This is a genomic window from Undibacterium sp. FW305-107, from assembly GCF_058788535.1.
This window is the reverse complement of the sequence record NZ_JBYTAV010000008.1, coordinates 128,992-148,234: the sequence shown is the minus strand read 5'-3', so window position 1 is coordinate 148,234 and position 19,243 is coordinate 128,992. Positions and strand designations below refer to the sequence as shown.

At 49.4% G+C, this 19,243-nt stretch carries 19 protein-coding genes and 1 tRNA gene; 11 read left to right on the top strand and 9 right to left on the bottom strand.

Annotated elements, in window-relative coordinates; translation table 11 throughout:
* Nucleotides 1-67: 67 nt before the first annotated feature.
* Together AC3WQT_RS18640 and ppnN are read right to left on the bottom strand one after the other, a co-directional pair.
* Nucleotides 68-1,024, bottom strand: coding sequence for a chemotaxis protein (locus tag AC3WQT_RS18640; RefSeq protein ID WP_492705920.1), 957 nt, complete (start codon nt 1,022-1,024; stop codon nt 68-70).
* 65 nt (nt 1,025-1,089) lie between these two features.
* Nucleotides 1,090-2,460, bottom strand: coding sequence for a nucleotide 5'-monophosphate nucleosidase PpnN (gene ppnN / locus AC3WQT_RS18635; RefSeq protein ID WP_492705918.1), 1,371 nt, complete (start codon nt 2,458-2,460; stop codon nt 1,090-1,092).
* Between the two features lie 250 nt (nt 2,461-2,710).
* Here ppnN and AC3WQT_RS18630 point away from each other — a divergent pair.
* Together AC3WQT_RS18630 and AC3WQT_RS18625 are read left to right on the top strand one after the other, a co-directional pair.
* Nucleotides 2,711-2,787 (top strand) — tRNA-Met (locus AC3WQT_RS18630).
* Between the two features lie 144 nt (nt 2,788-2,931).
* Complete coding sequence (locus AC3WQT_RS18625) at nt 2,932-3,156, top strand: hypothetical protein (RefSeq protein ID WP_423008691.1); 225 nt, start codon at nt 2,932-2,934, stop codon at nt 3,154-3,156.
* 47 nt (nt 3,157-3,203) lie between these two features.
* On the opposite strand, the gene AC3WQT_RS18620 is transcribed toward AC3WQT_RS18625, so the two are convergent.
* Together AC3WQT_RS18620 and AC3WQT_RS18615 are read right to left on the bottom strand one after the other, a co-directional pair.
* Nucleotides 3,204-4,004 carry a LytR/AlgR family response regulator transcription factor gene (locus AC3WQT_RS18620; protein WP_492705917.1) on the bottom strand — a complete coding sequence of 267 codons (801 nt, stop codon included), beginning with the start codon at nt 4,002-4,004 and terminating at the stop codon, nt 3,204-3,206.
* Nucleotides 4,001-5,038, bottom strand: coding sequence for a sensor histidine kinase (locus AC3WQT_RS18615; RefSeq protein ID WP_492705915.1), 1,038 nt, complete (start codon nt 5,036-5,038; stop codon nt 4,001-4,003). The genes AC3WQT_RS18620 and AC3WQT_RS18615 overlap by 4 nt, the downstream gene beginning before the upstream one ends.
* 230 nt (nt 5,039-5,268) lie before the next feature.
* On the opposite strand from AC3WQT_RS18615, the gene argH reads away from it, so the two are divergent.
* The 3 genes from argH (at nt 5,269) to AC3WQT_RS18600 (ending at nt 9,343) form a co-directional block, all read left to right on the top strand.
* Nucleotides 5,269-6,663 carry an argininosuccinate lyase gene (gene argH, locus AC3WQT_RS18610; RefSeq protein WP_492705913.1) on the top strand — a complete coding sequence of 465 codons (1,395 nt, stop codon included), beginning with the start codon at nt 5,269-5,271 and terminating at the stop codon, nt 6,661-6,663.
* 374 nt (nt 6,664-7,037) lie between these two features.
* On the top strand, nt 7,038-7,580 hold the full coding sequence (locus AC3WQT_RS18605; protein WP_492705912.1) for a TRAP transporter small permease subunit: 543 nt from the start codon (nt 7,038-7,040) through the stop codon (nt 7,578-7,580).
* The gene (locus tag AC3WQT_RS18600; protein WP_492705910.1) at nt 7,577-9,343 is read left to right on the top strand and encodes a TRAP transporter large permease; all 1,767 of its coding nucleotides are present in this window, start codon (nt 7,577-7,579) and stop codon (nt 9,341-9,343) included. The genes AC3WQT_RS18605 and AC3WQT_RS18600 overlap by 4 nt, the downstream gene beginning before the upstream one ends.
* A 153-nt stretch (nt 9,344-9,496) precedes the next feature.
* Here AC3WQT_RS18600 and AC3WQT_RS18595 read toward each other — a convergent pair whose 3' ends face one another.
* Entirely contained in the window at nt 9,497-10,588 is a 1,092-nt protein-coding gene (locus tag AC3WQT_RS18595) for a TRAP transporter substrate-binding protein (protein ID WP_492705909.1), read from the bottom strand.
* A 374-nt stretch (nt 10,589-10,962) separates the two neighbouring features.
* Between AC3WQT_RS18595 and AC3WQT_RS18590 the strand changes: the two genes are divergently transcribed.
* Entirely contained in the window at nt 10,963-11,643 is a 681-nt protein-coding gene (locus tag AC3WQT_RS18590; RefSeq protein ID WP_492705907.1) for a TerC family protein, read from the top strand.
* A gap of 79 nt (nt 11,644-11,722) precedes the next feature.
* On the opposite strand, the gene pmbA is transcribed toward AC3WQT_RS18590, so the two are convergent.
* Entirely contained in the window at nt 11,723-13,075 is a 1,353-nt protein-coding gene (gene pmbA / locus AC3WQT_RS18585; RefSeq protein WP_492705906.1) for a metalloprotease PmbA, read from the bottom strand.
* A 189-nt stretch (nt 13,076-13,264) separates the two neighbouring features.
* Here pmbA and yjgA point away from each other — a divergent pair, with 189 nt between their 5' ends.
* From yjgA to AC3WQT_RS18560, 5 genes are read left to right on the top strand one after another with little or no spacing between them, the layout of a single operon-like run.
* On the top strand, nt 13,265-13,879 hold the full coding sequence (gene yjgA / locus AC3WQT_RS18580) for a ribosome biogenesis factor YjgA (RefSeq protein ID WP_492705904.1): 615 nt from the start codon (nt 13,265-13,267) through the stop codon (nt 13,877-13,879).
* A 10-nt stretch (nt 13,880-13,889) separates the two neighbouring features.
* A complete protein-coding gene (gene mog, locus AC3WQT_RS18575; protein WP_492706274.1) occupies nt 13,890-14,510 on the top strand; it encodes a molybdopterin adenylyltransferase in 621 nt (206 codons plus the stop codon).
* A gap of 20 nt (nt 14,511-14,530) precedes the next feature.
* Nucleotides 14,531-15,073, top strand: coding sequence for a metal-dependent hydrolase (locus AC3WQT_RS18570; RefSeq protein ID WP_492705902.1), 543 nt, complete (start codon nt 14,531-14,533; stop codon nt 15,071-15,073).
* Nucleotides 15,070-15,744, top strand: coding sequence for an alpha/beta hydrolase (locus tag AC3WQT_RS18565; protein WP_492705900.1), 675 nt, complete (start codon nt 15,070-15,072; stop codon nt 15,742-15,744). The genes AC3WQT_RS18570 and AC3WQT_RS18565 overlap by 4 nt, the downstream gene beginning before the upstream one ends.
* Entirely contained in the window at nt 15,744-16,448 is a 705-nt protein-coding gene (locus tag AC3WQT_RS18560) for a phytanoyl-CoA dioxygenase family protein (protein ID WP_492705899.1), read from the top strand. Before AC3WQT_RS18565 ends, AC3WQT_RS18560 begins: the two co-directional genes overlap by 1 nt.
* Here the strand turns inward: AC3WQT_RS18560 and AC3WQT_RS18555 are convergent.
* The 3 genes from AC3WQT_RS18555 to purU are packed head-to-tail and all read right to left on the bottom strand — an operon-like array spanning nt 16,445 to nt 18,993.
* Nucleotides 16,445-17,578: an acyltransferase family protein gene (locus tag AC3WQT_RS18555; protein ID WP_492705897.1), complete on the bottom strand. Its 1,134-nt coding sequence runs from the start codon at nt 17,576-17,578 to the stop codon at nt 16,445-16,447. The genes AC3WQT_RS18560 and AC3WQT_RS18555 overlap by 4 nt on opposite strands.
* Nucleotides 17,579-18,121: a YaeQ family protein gene (locus AC3WQT_RS18550; protein WP_162040944.1), complete on the bottom strand. Its 543-nt coding sequence runs from the start codon at nt 18,119-18,121 to the stop codon at nt 17,579-17,581.
* Nucleotides 18,121-18,993, bottom strand: a complete 873-nt coding sequence (purU, locus tag AC3WQT_RS18545; RefSeq protein ID WP_492705895.1) for a formyltetrahydrofolate deformylase — start codon at nt 18,991-18,993, stop codon at nt 18,121-18,123. The genes AC3WQT_RS18550 and purU overlap by 1 nt, the downstream gene beginning before the upstream one ends.
* Nucleotides 18,994-19,243 lie beyond the last annotated feature (250 nt).

Here is a 19,243-nt window from a genome sequence, read left to right as displayed (position 1 = left end):
CACCAGATACAAAAAGGGTGCAATTATTTACTAATTGCACCCTTTTTCACTAATTGAAGGCAGGTATTTATTTTGCCAGTACGGCACGTATCGTCGCAGCCAATTCTTCAGCAACAAATTTGGCAACATAGGCATCTGCACCTACTGTCTTGATATGGTCTTCGTTGGTCGCACCAGACAAAGACGAATGTATTACCACAGGCAGGAACTTGAATCTGTCATCTTGCTTGATCTTGCGTGTCAGGGTAAAGCCATCCATCTCTGGCATTTCCAGGTCTGTCAGCACCATTGCCACCTTGTCGCGCACGCCCTTGCCTTCAGCCTGCGCTGCAGTAGCCAGGGATTGCAGTTTTTCCCAGGCCTCTTTACCAGTCTTGGTCATGATGTATTGCGCACCCATGGCGGTCAGGGCTTGCTCTATCAGGCCACGGGCCACTGCTGAATCATCCGCAGCCAGAATGGATGCCCCGGCTTGCATTTTCAGTTTGGCACCTATGGTTTCAGGGTCAACATCCTTGGTGTCAGACGGTGTGATCTGGCGCAGTATCTGTTCTACGTCCAGCACCTGGGCCAGACGAGTATCTTCAGTATCACCATCGAGCCGGGCGATACTGGTCACCATGCCGCCAACAGCACTGTTTTCTGCAGACAAAACCTGATTCCAGTCGAGACGCACGATTTCTTCTACAGATTCAACCGCAAAGCCCTGGGTAGTTCGTGCATATTCAGTCACCAGCATGATATTCAGGCCAGTCTTGGGCTTGAGCCCGACGACGGAAGGCAAATCGATGACGGGGATAATCTGCCCGCGCAAATTCACTACACCCAGCATATGGGGCATTGCGCCAGCCATGCCGGTAATCGTGGGCATGGCAACAATCTCTCGCACCTTGAAGACATTAATGCCAAACAGTTCTGACCTGTCGCTATTGCCATCTGTCCCTAACCGGAACAGCAACAGCTCAAACTTGTTGGACGCAGTCAGGTTGGTACGTTCGTCGACTTCTTGCTGTACGGAACTCATGTCTGTTTTCCTCATATTGATGGAACAGGGTTGCACCATTATCCTACGGTTTTACTGCAACGCAATTACTTTATAACACGGTAGCAAGGGGTATAAGCCTTACCTGGTAATTTCATGCGACTTTGTGCAACAAAAGATGCCAGCAAGGTGTCCATTGATGCCATTATTTCACTATCGCCGCGAATTTCAAAATGTCCATGCTTTTCTATCGCACGTATACCCTGGTTTTTGACGTTACCAGCAACTACACCTGAAAAAGCACGGCGCAGATTTGCTGCCAGCAAATGGGTTTCCTGGTTTTTGTGCAAAGCCAGATTGCGCATATTTTCATGGGTAGGATCAAAAGGCTTCTGGAATTCTGCATCTATTTTCAACAACCAGTTGAAATAATAAGCATCACCCTTGGCTTTGCGGAATTCACGCACTTCTTTGATACCAGCCTGCACTTCTTGCGCTACCCTGACCGGATCATTGACGATGATCTTGTAACTCTGCTGCGCTTTAGGCCCCAGGGTTGCAGCAATAAACTGATCTATCTGACGGAAATAATCTGCTGCACTTTCTGGCCCGGTAAAAATCAAGGGGAAAGGTAAATCAGCATTGTCAGGATGTAGCAAAATCCCAAGCAAATACAAAATCTCTTCCGCCGTACCTGCACCACCAGGGAACACAATCACTGCATGCCCCATGCGCACAAAGGCTTCAAGGCGTTTTTCTATGTCCGGTAAAATCACCAGGTCATTGACGATGGGGTTTGGCGCTTCGGCAGCGATAATGCCGGGCTCGGTAATCCCCAGGTAACGGCCAGTAGTAATCCTTTGCTTGGCATGGCCTATCGTGGCACCTTTCATCGGCCCTTTCATGGCGCCCGGGCCACAACCTGTGCAAATATCCATGCCGCGCAAACCTAGCTGATAACCTACATGCTTGGTGTAATCGTATTCATCACTGGAAATCGAATGCCCACCCCAGCACACCACCATATTGGGGTTGACTTGTGGCTTGAGCAAATTGGCATTACGCATAACGTGGAAAACGGCGTCACTGATGCCTTCAGTGGTCGTCAAATCAAATTTGCGGTCATCTTCGATGGCAGCCTTGATGAACAGGATGTCGCGCAATACGGCAAACAAGTGTTCCTGTATGCCCTTGATCATGACGCCATCAACAAAAGCGCTGGCAGGCGCGCCCTTGACGTCAAGCTTGATGCCTCGTTCGCGCTGGATAATGCTGATATCAAAGCTCTTGTAACGCTCCAACAGTTCCTTGCCATCATCCAGGCCACTACCGCAATTTAATACCGCCAATGCGCAACTGCGAAACACTTGGTACAAGCCACCATGACTATTGTCGAGCAACTGCGCGACCTCGGCCTTGGACAAAACTTCCATGCGGCCGCCGGGTGAAATTTGTGTGTCGATGACTTCGAATTCCATAACTGCTTTTTCGCTCCTGAAAATGATCTCTGGTTGATGCATGCGTGGCACCACACTGCACTTCCCTGTGTGTCCATTATGCATCCAATTTATTCTACGGGTTGCATCAGCAGCATTATTTTCCACAGTTGCATTGTGAAGAATGGCAAATTACGCCGGATTCAGATTGCTGATTTGACGCTCGTATAAAAATATTTCTATAAACGATTGTATATAGCGCCCGCGCCATGTACAATTCGCCTCCTTCAGACGCGGGGTGGAGCAGTCTGGCAGCTCGTCGGGCTCATAACCCGAAGGTCGTAGGTTCAAATCCTGCCCCCGCAACCAAGTTTTTTTGTTCTGGTGCATTCGCACAAATTTACCGAGCACTATTTATACTTCTGGCAAGCAATTGCCGGGGTCGGTTTATTTTGCTTTTTGCTCAAGCGTCACAAAATATCGCCAAACATCAACATTGATCAAGCTCAACTGATGAAAGACAATAAAGATCACGCTACTCTGGAGTTACCGGGCTTTGGCGAACCAGCATTTTTATTGCCAGAAGCCAGAAAACCTTTGCCAGCACAACGTCAGCGCGGTAAAAAACAAGAGCAGCTTGAACTTCTGGAAGTACTGGGGCCAACTGACCGCACTGGTCTGCCAGCCTGGGTACATGATGAAAACACTGACCTGACTGGCTTGCCGGTCTGGCGCTGAACGGTCTGGCGCTGGAGGCGCTGGATTTGCTCAGCGCGCAAAACAAGTCAAACCCGCACCAAAGCCTTGATTATGGGCCATTGCCTGCGTGAAATCGGCAGACGTTCAGTACAACCGCTGACGATGATTTGCCACGACTCTGATACCTTTTCCTGATTATTCTCCACATCCACTAATTGCACTGCCCGTTCGACACCATTAATGGCTGTACGTGCGACAAGAGCATTCCTGTGCACCCTGACCAGCAAATCACCCAGCTCCAGCTCTATCGACGTCAGCGATTCTTCCAGCAGATATTCGCGCTGCACAGTATGCAGGGTCACATATTTTTGTTCTGCCTTCAAAAACAGTACATCTGCCACTGGCACTAATAATATTCTCCCTCTTTCCAGCACAGAAAAATGCTTGCGCCTGGATCCGCTGACATCCGCTGCCATGGTTTCAGGCAGGCGGCGTGCCACCTTCATTTTTTCACCGGCGCGCACCAAGGCATCGACCAGGCGGCTGGCCCGCACCGGCTTCATCAGATAGTCAAGCGCGTGAACTTCAAAAGCCTTGACGGCGAATTCATCGTAGGCAGTCACAAAAATAATCGCTGGCGAGCGCAGGTTGGCCTGATGCTGTGCGAGGTGCTGCGCCAACTCTATGCCATTCATGCCCGGCATCTGCACATCAAGCAAAACGATATCTGGTTGCAAACTACTGATTTTCTCCAGCGCCAGCATGGCATTTTCTGCCTCACCCACCACCGTCACCGGGCATTCGGCCTGAATATCCGACAACAATGTCATCAACCTTTGTCTTGCGGGTGCCTCATCATCAACAATCAGTATTCTTGGTGTCATCATCTTTTAGCCGGGAATTGCAATTTAACCTCAAAGTACGCATCTACTACTCCGTATTGAATTTGCGCTTCGATATCATAAAGCAAACTTAGTCGCTGTCGTATGTTTTCCAGTGCCATTTGGTTACCAGAAACCATATTCGCCTCTGCATGGTAAGGATTACGGATGCGAATTTCCACCTTATCCAGTTGACGTTTTATCTCCACAGTAATGGTGGCCTGCTCCACCGATGGCTCAATGCCATAATGAACCGCATTCTCCAGCAATGGTTGCAACAACAAGGAGGGAATTTGTATTTCACCCAGCTCTTTGGGTGAAATTTTTTCTTTATCCCAGATCACCTGCATGCGCTCCCCCAGACGTATTTTTTCTATCGCCAGATATTGCTCACATAAACGTATCTCATCCTGCAGACTGGTGACATTACGCGTATCACGCATCAATACCCTGAATAGATCAGCCAGGTCTTCCAGAACGATCTCGGCACGACGCGGCTCGGTACGTATCAGTGACAAGGCAGTATTGAGGCTATTGAATAAAAAGTGAGGGCGTATCCTGGCTTGCAAGGCTTGCAGCTTGGCCTCACCCAACGCCGGCGAAAAAGCCCTGGTACGCAGTTCAAAATACTGTTGAAATGCCAGCGCCAGCAAACCAGTTGCGGCGACGACAAAGATGGGATTAAATTTAGGAAAACCTGCCAATATCCAGTATTGCGTACGCAAATACAGCATCAGCATGGAAGCTATCGCTGTTGGCAAGGCGCAACACAACAAGCGCTGAAACCAGCCAGACATGTAATATCGCATCGCCAGTCTGCGCAAATTGCATAAAACCAGCAAAGACAGCAGGCATATGGTTTCCAGCAATGCTGCGCTTTCCAGAAAGTTTTGCAATACCACACGCCACTCATCCCCCCGCGACCACAAAGCCAGTAAGGCCAGCAGATTCACACTGATCAAGATGCGGGAAAACACACCCAAATTGCAACAATCAGGGATCAAAGGCTCACTTACGGTGTTTTTCTTATCGCTAGTCATTGTTGTTTATCTTTATTTTTTATATGCGCAATAGCGTCTCGAATGCGCCTTGATTCTTAGCTGACCTGCAGTTTATAAGTGGCCACACGGGCACCCGGGTAAGTAAATTAAATGACTAATTGTCCACGACCAGACAGACATCTGGCATTTCCAAGGGTAATCATGCGCAAAATCTGGGATAATCAAGGGAAATTCTCTCGCAAATGCAGCCAATATGGCAACAATTCACTATGACATCACAATTCAATAAAAAAAGCGAGGCATGGTCTGCCCGTTTCTCTGAACCTGTTTCCGATCTGGTCAAACGCTATACTGCCTCAGTTTTCTTTGACAACCGCATGGCTGCCTTTGATATTGAAGGCTCATTGGCGCATGCTGAGATGCTGCAGGCACAAAATATCATCACTGCTCAGGATTATGCTGACATACAACGTGGCATGGCACAGATCAAATCTGAAATCGACAGCGGCAAATTTGAATGGTTGCTGGATCTGGAAGATGTGCATCTGAATATAGAAAAACGCCTGACCGAGCTGGTAGGTGATGCTGGCAAACGCCTGCACACCGGCCGCTCACGCAATGACCAGGTCGCCACTGATATCCGTCTGTACATGCGTAGTGCCATCGACAATATCCTCGGCTTGCTGCAAGACTTCCGTCTGGCTCTGCTGGATCTGGCAGAAAAAAATGCCGATACTATCCTGCCTGGCTTTACTCATATGCAGGTGGCCCAGCCCATCACTTTTGGTCACCACATCCTTGCCTATGTAGAAATGTTTGGCCGCGATGCCGAGCGCATGCAGGATTGCCGCAGGCGCGTCAACCGCCTGCCACTGGGTGCTGCAGCCCTGGCTGGCACAACCTTCCCTATCGACCGCGAACGCGTCGCCAAAACCCTGGGCTTTGACGAAGTTTGCTACAACTCACTGGACGCCGTCTCTGATCGCGACTTTGCCATAGAATTTTGCGCAGCCGCTGCATTGGTGATGACCCATATCTCGCGCATGTCAGAAGAACTGGTGATCTGGATGAGCCCACGCATAGGCTTCATTGATATCGCTGACCGCTTTTGCACAGGCTCTTCCATCATGCCGCAAAAGAAAAACCCAGACGTACCAGAACTGGCACGTGGTAAAACCGGCCGTGTGAATGGTCATTTAATTGCCCTGTTGACCCTGATGAAAGGCCAGCCACTGGCCTACAACAAGGACAACCAGGAAGACAAAGAACCTTTGTTTGATACAGTAGACACGGTCATTGATACACTGCGCATTTTCGCTGACATGGCAGGCGGCATCACCGTCAAGCCAGAAGCCATGCGTGCCGCTGCCCTGCAAGGCTATGCCACAGCAACCGACCTGGCTGACTACCTGGTCAAGAAAGGCCTGCCTTTCCGTGATGCCCATGAAGCCGTAGCACTGGCAGTGCGTACCTGCGTAGAGAAAGCCTGCGACCTCAGCGATATGTCACTGGAAGAATTGCGTGCCTTCTCCAGCCTGATCAATGACGATGTCTTTGAAGTCCTGACGCTGGAAGGCTCAGTTGCGGCCCGCAATCATATAGGCGGTACCGCACCACAACAAGTCAAACTGGCCATCGCCAGACTGCGCAGTCAGTTAAGTTAAGCCAAGCCTGGCCAAACCTAACCAAGCAAGTTGGCATATCTACATTAAACTGCTGGCCAGGGTGCGATTTATCACACAGAAATCGCACCCGCCCACCAAGCTTTAAATTCCCGCATTAAATATTCATCTAAGTAGAAATACTGGGAATGTCGTTTTCACTCCAAAAAAGCATTTTTTCAGCGCTTACAGGCTCTCGTGTATGTGAAAAAATGTCTTATACTCGTGACGGCTAATGGAATACCTGCACTAAGCTCATGGTAATTCCAGAAGCACCAAATAAGACACCAGGGAACCATGCTGCGCAGGATTTATGCTCCTCAGGCAGGATTAGTTTTCTTGGTAGTCTATAAAATAAAAACTCAGGAGATATGTATATGCAAGTATTTCTGCGTCTGTCTAAATGGATCGACGTAATGAATGAGCGTATCGGTAGTCTGGCAAACTTGTTAATTTTATTATCATGTATCGTCAGCGCTACGAATGCGTTAATACGTTATGGTTTCGACTGGAGCGACAACTGGCCATTGGAATTGCAATGGTATTTGTTCGGTGCCGCCGTCATGCTGGGTGCCTCGTACACCTTCCAGAAAAATGAACATGTCAGGGTAGATTTGATTTACGCCCACGTTTCTGAACGTGCTCAACTCTGGATCGATATTTTCGGTATCGTCTTTTTCCTTTTCCCTTCGTGCATATTGTTTTCCTGGCTGGCCTGGAAATCCTTGTTCCTGCCATCCTGGGCAATTCTGGAACAATCGAGCAATTCTGGTGGGCTGCCGCGCTACCCCATCAAACTCATCGTTCCTGTTGGCTTTGCATTACTGACTTTGCAAGGCGTATCTGAACTCATCAAGCGTATTGCATCTTTGCAGGGCAAGACACATCTGGAATCGAAATACGAAAGGCCTGTGCAATGATCCCTTTAGAGTATATGCCGCCACTGATGTTTGGCGGTCTGGTGTTGTTCATGCTGGTCGGCTTCCCCGTTGCATTTTCGTTGCTGGCGGTGGGCTTGTCCTTTGGTCTGCTGTCGATAGAACTGGGCTTTTTTAACGTCGCTTTCCTGCAAGCTGTTCCACAACGTATTTTTGGCAGCGTGCTTGCCAATGATCTTTTATTGGCCATTCCCTTCTTTACCTTCATGGGGGCGATACTGGAGAAGTGTGGCCTGGCAGAAGACATGCTCGACTCCATGGGGCAGTTGTTTGGCCCTATCCGTGGTGGCCTTGGTTACTCCGTCATTATCGTCGGTTTCATTCTTGGCGCCATCACAGGCACGGTTGCCGCCCAGGTGATTGCGATGGCGATGATCTCATTGCCGGTCATGATGCGTTATGGTTACAACATGCGCTATACCACTGGCGTATTGGCGGCCTCAGGTACGATTACCCAACTGGTACCACCTTCACTGGTACTGGTGGTATTGGCTGATCAATTGAAAACCCAGACTTCCAGCGCCGACGTAGGCAGCATGTATCTGGGCGCATGGGGACCATCGCTGGTACAGATTGCGCTGTTCATCCTGTACACCTTCATCCTGTCCCGCATCAAGCCAGAATGGCTGCCTGCCGTCCCGAAAGAAGCACGCACTTTACAAGGCTGGGCCCTGTGGAAGAAATGCCTGCAAGGGATTATTCCATCAGCCGTACTGATTTTCATGGTGCTAGGCACCATGATGCTGGGTATAGCCACACCGACAGAATCCGGTGCCATGGGTGCACTCGGTGCAATCATCCTGGCGGTGTTGCGCGACAAGGAATTCAACAAGAGGGATAAACTGGCTTTCCGCGCCGGCCTGGCTGGTCTGGGCATCGCCCTGATCATCGGCCTGTTTTTCTACTCCGACACCAAAGAGATCAGCAAACCAGCGAAGCTCGCATTGCAAATTGCCCTGGTCGTTGTATATGTTGCTCTCGTCTGGCTGGTGACACGTGCCTATCGCATTGCTGATTTGCGTGCACTGATTACACTGGGATACCAGTCCACCATGCGCATTACCGCCATGGTTGTCTTTATCCTGATAGGCTCGACCTGTTTCTCCGTGGTATTCCAGGGCGTTGATGGCGGTGTATGGGTAGAACATCTGTTCACTTCCTTGCCTGGTGGCTGGATAGGCTTTTTGCTGATCGTCAATCTGTTCATTTTCTTCCTGGCTTTCTTCCTGGATTTCTTTGAAATTGCCTTTATCGTGGTTCCCATGCTGGCACCGGTTGCAGAAAAAATCCTCGCCCCAGTTTTACTGGAAAGCATGGGTAGCCCGCAAGCCGCCTCTTCTGCTGCACTGGTATGGTTCGGTGTGATGTTGTGCGTGAATATGCAAACATCATTCATGCATCCGCCATTTGGGTTTGCGTTGTTCTATCTGCGTGGTGTAGCCCCCAAAGAAGTCAAGAGCTCGGATATTTACTGGGGAGCCCTGCCCTGGGTGGGTCTGCAGATGATCATGGTCGTGCTGGTCATGTGCTTCCCTGTCATGGTCACTGCCCTGCTTGATAAAGGCTCCAGCAAACCTGTGTCAGACAATCTGGTGATAGAAAAAACTGTCAATGAACCGGATGCCGACGTCAAGCCCCCGGTATTTAGCGACAGCACCGAGAAGCCCGCCAGCGCGCCTGCTACACCTGAAACGCCGCCAGAAGAGGAGCAACCAAAGTTCCAATTCCAGGAGCCGCAGAAGTAAGTGGCGAATAAAAGATAAACAAGCAGTATTAGCAATAAGAAAAAACCTCTGACTAGTAATAGCAGAGGTTTTTTCATTGCTGCAGGTAAGACACAAAACAAAAATCCCCGCAAAATTCTGCGGGGATTTTTGTTTGTAAAACCTGAATTACAATTATTTCAAAGCCTTGCCAAAGTTAAAGCGTGCAAAGGCTTGCTCAGCAACCCCGAACCATTGCCCCTGGTTGTTGCGGAAGTTGATCCAGTCCGTATATACCTTGGCGAATTTTGGGTTCTTTGCCACTTCTTCTGTAAAGGTCTCCTGGGCCGCTTTAAAGCAGGCATCCATGACAGGCTGCGGGAAAGGCTTCAGATTGATTTTTTGCGCCAGCAAACGTCCCAGGGCTGCCGGGTTGCGTGCATCGTACTTGGCTTGCATGTCGTTATGTGCTTCATGCGTCGCAGCCTCAATTGCAGCCTGGTATTGCTTGGGCAGTTTGTCCCATTCTTTCTTGCTGACATAGAAGGACAATTGCGCGCCACCTTCCCACCAGCCTGGATAATAATAAAACTTGGCAATCTTGTTGAAGCCCAGTTTTTCATCATCATAAGGACCTACCCATTCAGCAGCATCTATCGTGCCTTTTTCCAGCGCAGGATAAATGTCACCACCGGCGATCTGTTGCGGCACTGTACCCAGCTTGGACAACACGCGACCAGCAAAACCACCGACGCGGAATTTCAGGCCATTCAAGTCTGCGACCGTCTTGATTTCTTTACGGAACCAGCCACCCATTTGGGTGCCGGTATTCCCGCCCAGGAAATTGACCACATTGTATTCAGCGAAGAACTCACGCATGAGTTTCATGCCATTGCCATGCAACATCCAGGCAGTTTGTTGACGTGAAGTCAGGCCGAACGGTACTGCTGTATCAAATGCAAATGTTGGGTCTTTGCCAAAATAGTAATATGACGCGGTGTGTCCCATTTCTACAGTGCCATTTTGTACCGCGTCCAAAACCGCCGTACCAGGAACAATCTCACCAGCAGAAAACACCCGTATATTCAATTTCCCATCTGTCAGTTCTTTGACGCGTGCTGCAAAAACCTCGGATGCACCAAAGATGGTGTCCAGACTTTTAGGAAAACTGGATGTCAAACGCCAATTCAGGGTTGGCAAAGCATCCGCAGCCAGGGCTGGTGCGGCAACCGCAGCGCCAACTGATGCACCTGCTGCGGCTTTTTTAAGAAAGGAACGACGTTCCATACTATCTCCGATATTTTGAATAATGACCAGAATTGCTCCCGGACCAACTTTGATTTAATGATGGCAGCACCATTTGCTAAAACCGAAATCATTCTATGGGCGTAAGCAGGAGCTAGCAATAAATGATTATATTGCAATGCAACAATTGCCACCAATCCCCGCGAACGATCAAGCTTTATTGCAGCGACAAGTATCAATTTCGCACACATGCACTGCGCCAGCAATATAGAATCCGGGGTGGTTCAGACAGTAATTTAAGTAGTACTACTGAGGGCGAATAACAACAGGCATATTTCTGTCTATGCATTTTTTCGCGTCATACACCAGAATGTAGGCTATTCAAAAAACGACAACAACTCTGGAAAAATTAATTCATGGACATCAGTAATCCACAATTTTGGTTTGCCATCCTGCAAATCATGGCAATTGATATTTTGCTCGGGGGCGACAATGCCATCGTGATAGGAATGGCTTGTCGTCGCCTGCCCGATCATCAGCGCAAACTGGGTATTTTCTGGGGTATGGTGGGCGCCATAGGCTTGCGCATTGCGCTCATCCTGTTTGCCCTGAACCTTTTGGCTATCCCTTACCTCAAGATAGTCGGCGCCTTGCTGCTGGTGTGGATAGGCATCAAGCTTTTGATACCAGAAGACGAAGAAGCACATGAAATTGATGGTGGCTCTACCCTTTTCACGGCAATCAAAACCGTGATCGTGGCCGATGCGGTCATGAGTATGGACAATGTCATTGCCATTTCTGGTGCTGCGGGTGGTCACAACTGGCTGGTTATTTTTGGTATTTTGCTGAGCATCCCGATTATCGTCATGGGTAGCCAACTGGTACTCAAATTAATAGACAAATTTCCATTTGTTATTTATGTTGGGGGCGCGATGCTGGGATGGATTGCAGGTGGGATGTTTGTCGAAGATGTTGCCATCCATGGCTGGATAAAATCCAATATTCCTGCTCTTGTTGACTTGATGCCATTTGCAGGTGCCGTCATTGTCTTATCTCTTGGCAAACTACAATCCACCAAAATAAATATAGACAAGTGACGTAGTTATATTAAAAGAAGCCTGTCTAACAAATGATGACAGGCTTCTTGGACCTCCTTAGCGATCCGATTTCTGCTAATCAGCTACCCGCGACTATCATGTTTTCTATGAGGATGGAGCCAGTTTGCTTCGTGCCACGTATTAAAGCATCATTGCCAACAGCAGCGATTTGCTGGAACATGTCACGCATATTGCCAGCGATCGTAATTTCTTCTACTGCATACTGGATTACACCGTTCTCTACCCAGTAACCGGATGCGCCACGTGAGTAATCACCGGTTACATAATTGACACCCTGCCCCATCAGCTCGGTGACCAGCAAACCTGTACCCATTTTTTTGAGCATGCCAACAAAATTGTCTGCGCGCTTGGTCAGGCTGGAAGTCAGCGACAGATTATGCGAGCCACCGGCATTACCGGTAGTTTGCATGCCCAGTTTGCGGGCAGAATAAGTGGACAGGAAATAGCCCTGCAATACGCCATCCGTAACGATATTGCGCTTCTGGGTTTTTACACCCTCATCATCAAATGGTGAAGAACCAACAGCACCGATAACATGCGGATCTTCCACCACTTGTATATGGGACGGAAAAATTTGCGTCCCTAAAGAATCCAGCAAGAAAGTGGATTTGCGATACAGGGCACCACCAGATGTAGCCTGCACCAGGGCACCCAGCAAACCGGCAGCCAACGGTGCCTCAAACAAGACCGGGCACTTGCGGGTATCGAGCTTGCGTGCATTCAACCTCGCCAGTGCACGTTCCGCGGCATAACGACCTATGGCTTCTGGCTCTGCCAGTTTTTTGGCATTGCGCTGCGAGGAATACCAGTCATCCCTTTGCATTTTTGAGCCCCTGCCCGCAATAGGTGCAACCGAAATGGTATGACGGGAAATGGGATATCCCCCCATGAAGCCACGTGAATTGGCTGCCACAAAATGCGATTGCTGGGCGTGTACGCTGGCACCTTCGCTATTGGTGATGCGCTTGTCGACTGCAAAAGCCGCAGCTTCTGTGCGTTTTGCCAGCTCTATGGCTTCTTCTGCAGTGACCAGCCACGGGTAGCACAATTTGAGGTCACGCGGCGCCATTTCCAGCAAGTCTGCCTCAGGCAAGCCAGCGCAATCATCTTCTGCCGTGAAACGGGCAATATTGTAGGCAGCATCGACAGAGTCACGCAGGGCCTGTTCAGAAAAATCCGAGGTACTGGCGTTGCCACGGCGTTGACCGATATACACCGTAATACCTATGCCTTTGTCACGGTTCTGTTCTATGGTCTCGACTTTACCCTTGCGTACGCTGATGGACAGGCCACCGCCCTCACTGATCTCAACTGCCGCATCCGATGCCCCTTTTTCACGGGCGAAACGCAACATGTCCTGCGCGATTTGCTTTAACTGGTCCTGGGTATGGGTGAAAACTGGTTTGCTCATGGATGGGGTTCTATGTTTGTCAATGCTAAATGACCAAATGGCCAAACGGAAATATCCTAATTATTTACCTTGATTCACACCATATATGGGTCAATTATGGGTCAATCGCAGCTTGATTTTAGGTAATTCCAAGCTAAAAAGGGTATCATAGCAGCCGTTTCATTAAGTTAATAGTAAAGGCGCAGAATTATGCCAAATCCAAATCGTGGCTCATGTGGCTACCAGTCCAGTGAGTTCGAACCAGAATACGAGCGTCCTTCCAAGTCACAATTAAAGCGCGAGATGACCGCCTTGCAGAAATTGGGGCAGGAATTGGTCGAGCAGCCGCGTGAACGCGTCAAGCGCGTACCCATGCCAGAAGACGTGCGCGATGCCATCCTTGAATGTCAGCAAATCAAGGATCATGAAGGCCGCCGTCGCCAGATGCAGTATGTAGGCAAGAAAATGCGCACTCTGGATGAAGAAGAAATTGCCCTGATCCAGAAAACCATCGATAGCTGGAAAGGTGCATCCAAGGCCGAGACTGCAGCCATGCATGCGCTGGAGCGTCGCCGCGACAAATTGCTGGCAGACGACAATGCCCTGACAGAGCTGATGGCAGAACACCCTCACCTCGACGTACAGCAATTGCGCACAATGATACGCAATGCCCGCAAAGAACAGGCTGAAAACAAGCCACCGAAGGCTTATCGCGAAATCTTCCAGATTTTGAAAGATTTGCAAAAATCCAAAGCTGCAGCCAACGCTGACGAAACGGATGACGCAGACCTGGATGAAGAAGACGATGGGTTTGATGACAAGTGAGCCTGAACAAATGACCTCAGCAGATGGTGAAAAACTCAAAATAGGTCTGGTATCAATCTCGGACCGCGCCTCTGCCGGCATTTATCAGGACCAGGGATTGCCTGCATTGCAGGAATGGTTTGGCAAAGCGCTCACCAGCCCATGGGAAATGGTGACGCGTCTGATCCCCGATGAGCGCCCAGCTATAGAAGCGGCTTTAATCGCCCTGGTGGATGAAGAACAATGTCATCTCGTTATTACCACGGGTGGTACCGGCCCATCGAGACGTGATCTCACACCCGAAGCGACACTGGCAGTCGCCAGCAAGGAAATGCCGGGTTTTGGTGAACAAATGCGCCAGATCAGCCTGCAATTTGTACCAACGGCCATCTTGTCACGCCAGGTTGCGGTGATACGCGAAACGCCAGACCATGCTGCCTTGATTTTGAACCTGCCAGGCCAACCCAAATCCATCAAGGAGACGCTGGAAGGCTTGAAAGACGGCGAAGGCAAGCAAGTCGTTGCCGGTATTTTCGCAGCAGTACCATATTGCGTGGATTTGATAGGTGGTCCGTATATAGAAACGGATGACGGCGTCTGCAAAGCTTTCCGCCCTAAAAACGCCATACGCGCCAAAACCCCATCTGCCTGAACGGCAAAAAACCGATTGCGATGGCAACCATACTGACGCATCCCGTTGTACCACTGACTTTGGGCCTGATACTGGGGCAAAAACGCCTGCCCTGGCCTCTGGTAGTAACGGGCATGTTAGCCGCGATCTTGCCTGATCTTGATGTGATCGCCTTCAAACTCGGTATTGCCTACGAATCTGCCTTTGGTCACCGCGGCTTCAGCCATTCCATCGTGTTTGCCATGCTGGTTGCCAGCCTGACCAGTGTCTTTCATACACGTTTGCGTAGTTCAGCCCTGGTTTGCTGGCTGTTTATCGCTTTTGCCACACTTTCACACGGCCTGCTCGATGCACTGACTACAGGCGGCCTGGGAGTGGAATTTTTTTGGCCATTGACTGAAGAGCGTTATTTCTTCCCCTGGCAATTCATCCAGGTATCACCTATAGGCGTGAACCGCTTTCTGACAGCGCGCGGATGGCGTGTAATACAATCTGAACTACTGACCGTCTGGCTACCCTGTGGCCTGCTTTTGCTGTCGGTCAAACTGGCTGCTTATTTTTCATCTTCCCGAAAATCATCATGACACAAGATATTTTAGAAACCGTAGAACTGGAAAGCACACCGAATCCAACTGTTGCCATTATCTGGATGCACGGCCTGGGCGCGGATGCGAATGATTTTGTCCCTATCGTCAGGGAACTGGATTTGCGCGGCAATCCTGGCATACGTTTTGTCTTCCCGAATGCACCCACCATGCCGGTGACTATCAATGGTGGCTATGTCATGCGTTCCTGGTACGACATCCTTGGTACAGATATCGCCAAGCGTGAAGATGAGGCTGGTTTGCGTCTGTCACAAAAACGCATAGAGCAATTGATCGCCCGCGAGAATGCGCGCGGCATCCCGTCTGAGCGCATCATCCTGGCTGGTTTCTCGCAAGGTTGCGCCATGACTTTGCAAACTGGTTTGCGTTATCATGAAAAACTGGCAGGCTTGCTATGCCTGTCTGGCTATGTACCCTTGCGTGATGTGATTACAGAAGAACGCCATGCGGCAAACCAAAATACTCCCATCTTCCAGGCCCATGGCCGCGGTGACAATGTCATCCAGATACAACGTGCAGAGCAATCGCGCGATCTGCTGAAAGATCTGGGCTATCAAGTGGAATGGCATGAATACATGATGCCGCATTCCGTTTGCCCTGAAGAAGTGGATGACATCAGCCTGTGGTTGAAAAAAGTCTTGCAGTCTTAATGCATTACATCAATCAAAGCATCGCAGAAACCCTGGCAAGCCAGGGTTTTGTCATCTTGCCGGGCTTTCTTGATGAATCTGAATTACAGCAATTGCGGCAGGCTTGCCAGCCCATCTCTGATCAATACGGTGTGCGCCAGGTAATGCAAAGTTACCCAGGCATACGCCAGGCTTTGAACTGGAACAAACTCCATGCGCTACTAGATGCTGCAGATATGACAGAAGCACAAACAGTGCGCAGCATCTTTTTCAATAAGAATGCCGATCATAATTGGCTGGTACCCTGGCATCAGGATATGACTATTTGCGTCAACCAGAAAACCAAGTTTGCTGGCTATGGCAAATGGACTTACAAGAAAAATGTGCATTATGTAGAGCCACCAGCAGCAGTGCTGGAAGCAATGCTGACTTGCCGCATTGCCCTTGATGATGCTGGCGCTGACAATGCTGCGCTCAAAGTTATTGCTGGCAGCCACACATCGGGCAAACTTGACGATACCCAGATACAAGACGTCAGCCAAACTACCAGTTCTCATACCTGCATCATGCAGGCAGGTGATATCTTGTTGATGAAACCCTTGTTACTGCACGCGTCCGACAAGGCAAAACTGATTAGCCAACGCAGGGTACTGCATCTGGAATTCAGTAACTACATACTTCCACCGCCACTATATTGGGCAGAGGCTGTTTCCAGTACGACCTAGACCAGTGAAGCTGTTTTGTCTGCTTTAAGCGGCAAATAGTTGCGCAGGCACTTAATTATCACTGATTTCCAGGTCAAGGCCGGTTTTTCTATTATGTGCCACGAACATACCGCCAGCAATAGTGTCGCAAAACCCGACACCATCACCATACTCCACACGGCAATCCCCGGGAATAAAGCAGCAATTGCCTGCTGTACCGGGAAGGCATAAATGTACACTCCATACGAATAATCACCCATGCGGTTATAACGCCTTACCCCACCTTCAGGCAAGTAAGCAATGCAGGCCACAAGATAAGCAATCGTCAGGTTATAGACGCTAAAGAATACAGGTTTGCTGATGAACGCAGTTGCCAGTACCAGTAACAGCAAGGAATAGAAAAAACGCCTGGTCAACACCAGTTTTTCTTTCAGCACAAACAGGCTGGCACCAGAGAAAAACATGAACAGCAAACGGGCAAACTGACTATCGTAAAAAGGATAAAAATGAAGAAGGAATTCGCTATCTTGATAAAGGTAAAAATAGCGCATGAACATCAACATGGCAGCCAGCAAAGTAACAGCCGGTATCAGGCATGTCAGAATCTGGATGCGCCATTTCTTCAGCAGGGCCAGGCAGCACCAGAGCGCCAACAATAACAAATACATCTTGATTTCGTATGGCATGCTCCACAGTGAGCCATTGACTGCATACGGATAAGGATTATGTGCAAACACGCCGGGCAATATGTAGGCGACATCGGGTAACAGCCTCGCACATTTGAGCAGGTATTTCCACGTCTCCACAGCAGACAAATATCCTGTCAACGGCAAGCTGCTGAAATAAGGTCCCAACAAAAATACTGTCAACAACAACATGCATATCAGCGCAGGGAAAATGCGCAATACCCGTGCGCATATATAGTCAACCATGCTTTGCTTGTTGAGCAGGCTTGCTGTCACCAGCATGCCACTGACGATGAAAAACACATCAACTGCAATTGAGCCCGGGGTCATGCCTGTCAGTGCACCCCAAGGTTCTGGTTGACTCAACAGAGCAAAGCTATGTCCAACCAATACTGCCAGCGCAGCGACTATGCGCAACAAGCTCAGGTTATTGTCCCTGCCGCCTATGCATTCAGACAAGCGCATTCAGGCAAACTCTTTAAGTACTTCCAGATCGATTTGTACGGAGGCATCTCCGGCAGACATCCAGATTTGCCCGTCCTGTATCGTGCATTGCAATTGCATATTGCGCTGGGCGAGTTTTTCCAGTGCCTGACTTTGCGCTGAGGGCACATTCATGACGCGCAAATTCTTGGCGCGGTCGAGACGGCTATTCATTGCCTTCCACCAGATATCACTGGCGCTGGCAAAACTATAGACGATGACTTGCTCGGAACGACCACAAGCCTTCAGCAAACGTCTGTCATCTGGCTGGCCTACCTCTATCCATAGCTGTATGGCGTCGGTGTAATCCTTGAGCCAGATATCAGGTTCCTCCGTATCCGAGATACCTTTGCCAAACTCCAGACGCTCAGCGGCATGAATGGCGAAAGCCAGCACGCGTATCATCATGCGCTCATCGGTTTCGGATGGGTGACGGGCAATAGTCAGGCTATGGTCGGCATAATAGCCACGGTCCATGTCCGAGATGTTCAGGTCGGCTTTATAAATGATGGATTTGAGTGCCATTACTTGAATACCACCGTTTTGTGACCATTCAACAAAATGCGATGTTCAACAAAGCATTTGACTGCACGTGCCAATACCACGCATTCCACATCGCGACCTATGGCTGTCAGGGTTTCTGGCTCCATGGAGTGATCAACACGTTCCACGTCCTGTTCAATGATAGGACCTTCATCCAGATCACCCGTCACAAAATGCGCAGTAGCACCGATCAGTTTGACGCCACGTTCATGTGCCTGGTAGTAAGGCTTTGCTCCCTTGAAGCTGGGCAGGAAGGAATGATGAATATTGATGGCCTTGCCCTTCAAGGCATCACACATTTGTGGTGACAATATCTGCATATAACGCGCCAGCACCACCAGTTCAATATCATTGGCAGCAACAATATCCAGCACTTTTTGTTCCTGCGTCTGTTTGGCTTCTGCCGGTGCACCCGCTGCCAGTGGCAGATGATGGAAAGGAATATTGTAGCTGGCAGCGAGTTGATAAAAGTCTGTGTGATTCGAGACGATGGCCTTGATTTCTACTGGCAAGAGACCGCTCTTGTAGCGGAACAGCAAGTCATTCAGGCAATGGCCTATCTTGGATACCATCAGCATCACGCGCGGCTTGTGATGGGCATCATGCAACTGCCAGTTCATTTGCATATTCGCACCCAAAGCCGCAAATTCTTCGCGCAAGGCACCGTCGCTCACACTGAAATCTTCTACCGCAAAATGCACACGCATGAAGAAAGTTGCAGATTGGGCATCGCCAAACTGGGCAGAATCGATAATATTACAGCCGTGGTTGGCCAGGAAGCCCGATACGCTATGCACAATGCCGCGTTGGTCAGGACAGGATAAAGTCAGGATATATTCTGGTCGTATGCTCATGATGTCAGTGTATAGGCCAGGATTGCTGCTTTCCATGGCCAGAAACAAATTAAATTCGTTAAATTGATTGCAAAGCTTAAAGATTAACCGTCTATTGTCGCATGATCAGTCGCATAATTCATAGAATCCATCTTCAATTAAATAATCACAACAAAAAGCACGATCGTTCTAATTAGTGTATAGTCGTTCTTCTGGCAGCCCCCAATTGGTTCAGACAGCAGCAACCTAAGTACAACATTCTGGAGACAAC

Coding starts and splice junctions, on each gene's coding strand:
- purU (WP_492705895.1), bottom strand. CDS start 18,993: ATGAGCATACGACCAGAATATATCCTGACTTTATCCTGTCCTGACCAA.
- AC3WQT_RS18555 (WP_492705897.1), bottom strand. CDS start 17,578: ATGCGCTTGTCTGAATGCATAGGCGGCAGGGACAATAACCTGAGCTTG.
- AC3WQT_RS18600 (WP_492705910.1), top strand. CDS start 7,577: ATGATCCCTTTAGAGTATATGCCGCCACTGATGTTTGGCGGTCTGGTG.
- AC3WQT_RS18590 (WP_492705907.1), top strand. CDS start 10,963: ATGGACATCAGTAATCCACAATTTTGGTTTGCCATCCTGCAAATCATG.
- AC3WQT_RS18565 (WP_492705900.1), top strand. CDS start 15,070: ATGACACAAGATATTTTAGAAACCGTAGAACTGGAAAGCACACCGAAT.
- AC3WQT_RS18605 (WP_492705912.1), top strand. CDS start 7,038: ATGCAAGTATTTCTGCGTCTGTCTAAATGGATCGACGTAATGAATGAG.
- AC3WQT_RS18620 (WP_492705917.1), bottom strand. CDS start 4,004: ATGATGACACCAAGAATACTGATTGTTGATGATGAGGCACCCGCAAGA.
- yjgA (WP_492705904.1), top strand. CDS start 13,265: ATGCCAAATCCAAATCGTGGCTCATGTGGCTACCAGTCCAGTGAGTTC.
- AC3WQT_RS18615 (WP_492705915.1), bottom strand. CDS start 5,038: ATGACTAGCGATAAGAAAAACACCGTAAGTGAGCCTTTGATCCCTGAT.
- AC3WQT_RS18595 (WP_492705909.1), bottom strand. CDS start 10,588: ATGGAACGTCGTTCCTTTCTTAAAAAAGCCGCAGCAGGTGCATCAGTT.
- AC3WQT_RS18560 (WP_492705899.1), top strand. CDS start 15,744: ATGCATTACATCAATCAAAGCATCGCAGAAACCCTGGCAAGCCAGGGT.
- AC3WQT_RS18625 (WP_423008691.1), top strand. CDS start 2,932: ATGAAAGACAATAAAGATCACGCTACTCTGGAGTTACCGGGCTTTGGC.
- AC3WQT_RS18570 (WP_492705902.1), top strand. CDS start 14,531: ATGGCAACCATACTGACGCATCCCGTTGTACCACTGACTTTGGGCCTG.
- argH (WP_492705913.1), top strand. CDS start 5,269: ATGACATCACAATTCAATAAAAAAAGCGAGGCATGGTCTGCCCGTTTC.
- ppnN (WP_492705918.1), bottom strand. CDS start 2,460: ATGGAATTCGAAGTCATCGACACACAAATTTCACCCGGCGGCCGCATG.
- pmbA (WP_492705906.1), bottom strand. CDS start 13,075: ATGAGCAAACCAGTTTTCACCCATACCCAGGACCAGTTAAAGCAAATC.
- AC3WQT_RS18640 (WP_492705920.1), bottom strand. CDS start 1,024: ATGAGTTCCGTACAGCAAGAAGTCGACGAACGTACCAACCTGACTGCG.
- AC3WQT_RS18550 (WP_162040944.1), bottom strand. CDS start 18,121: ATGGCACTCAAATCCATCATTTATAAAGCCGACCTGAACATCTCGGAC.
- mog (WP_492706274.1), top strand. CDS start 13,890: ATGACCTCAGCAGATGGTGAAAAACTCAAAATAGGTCTGGTATCAATC.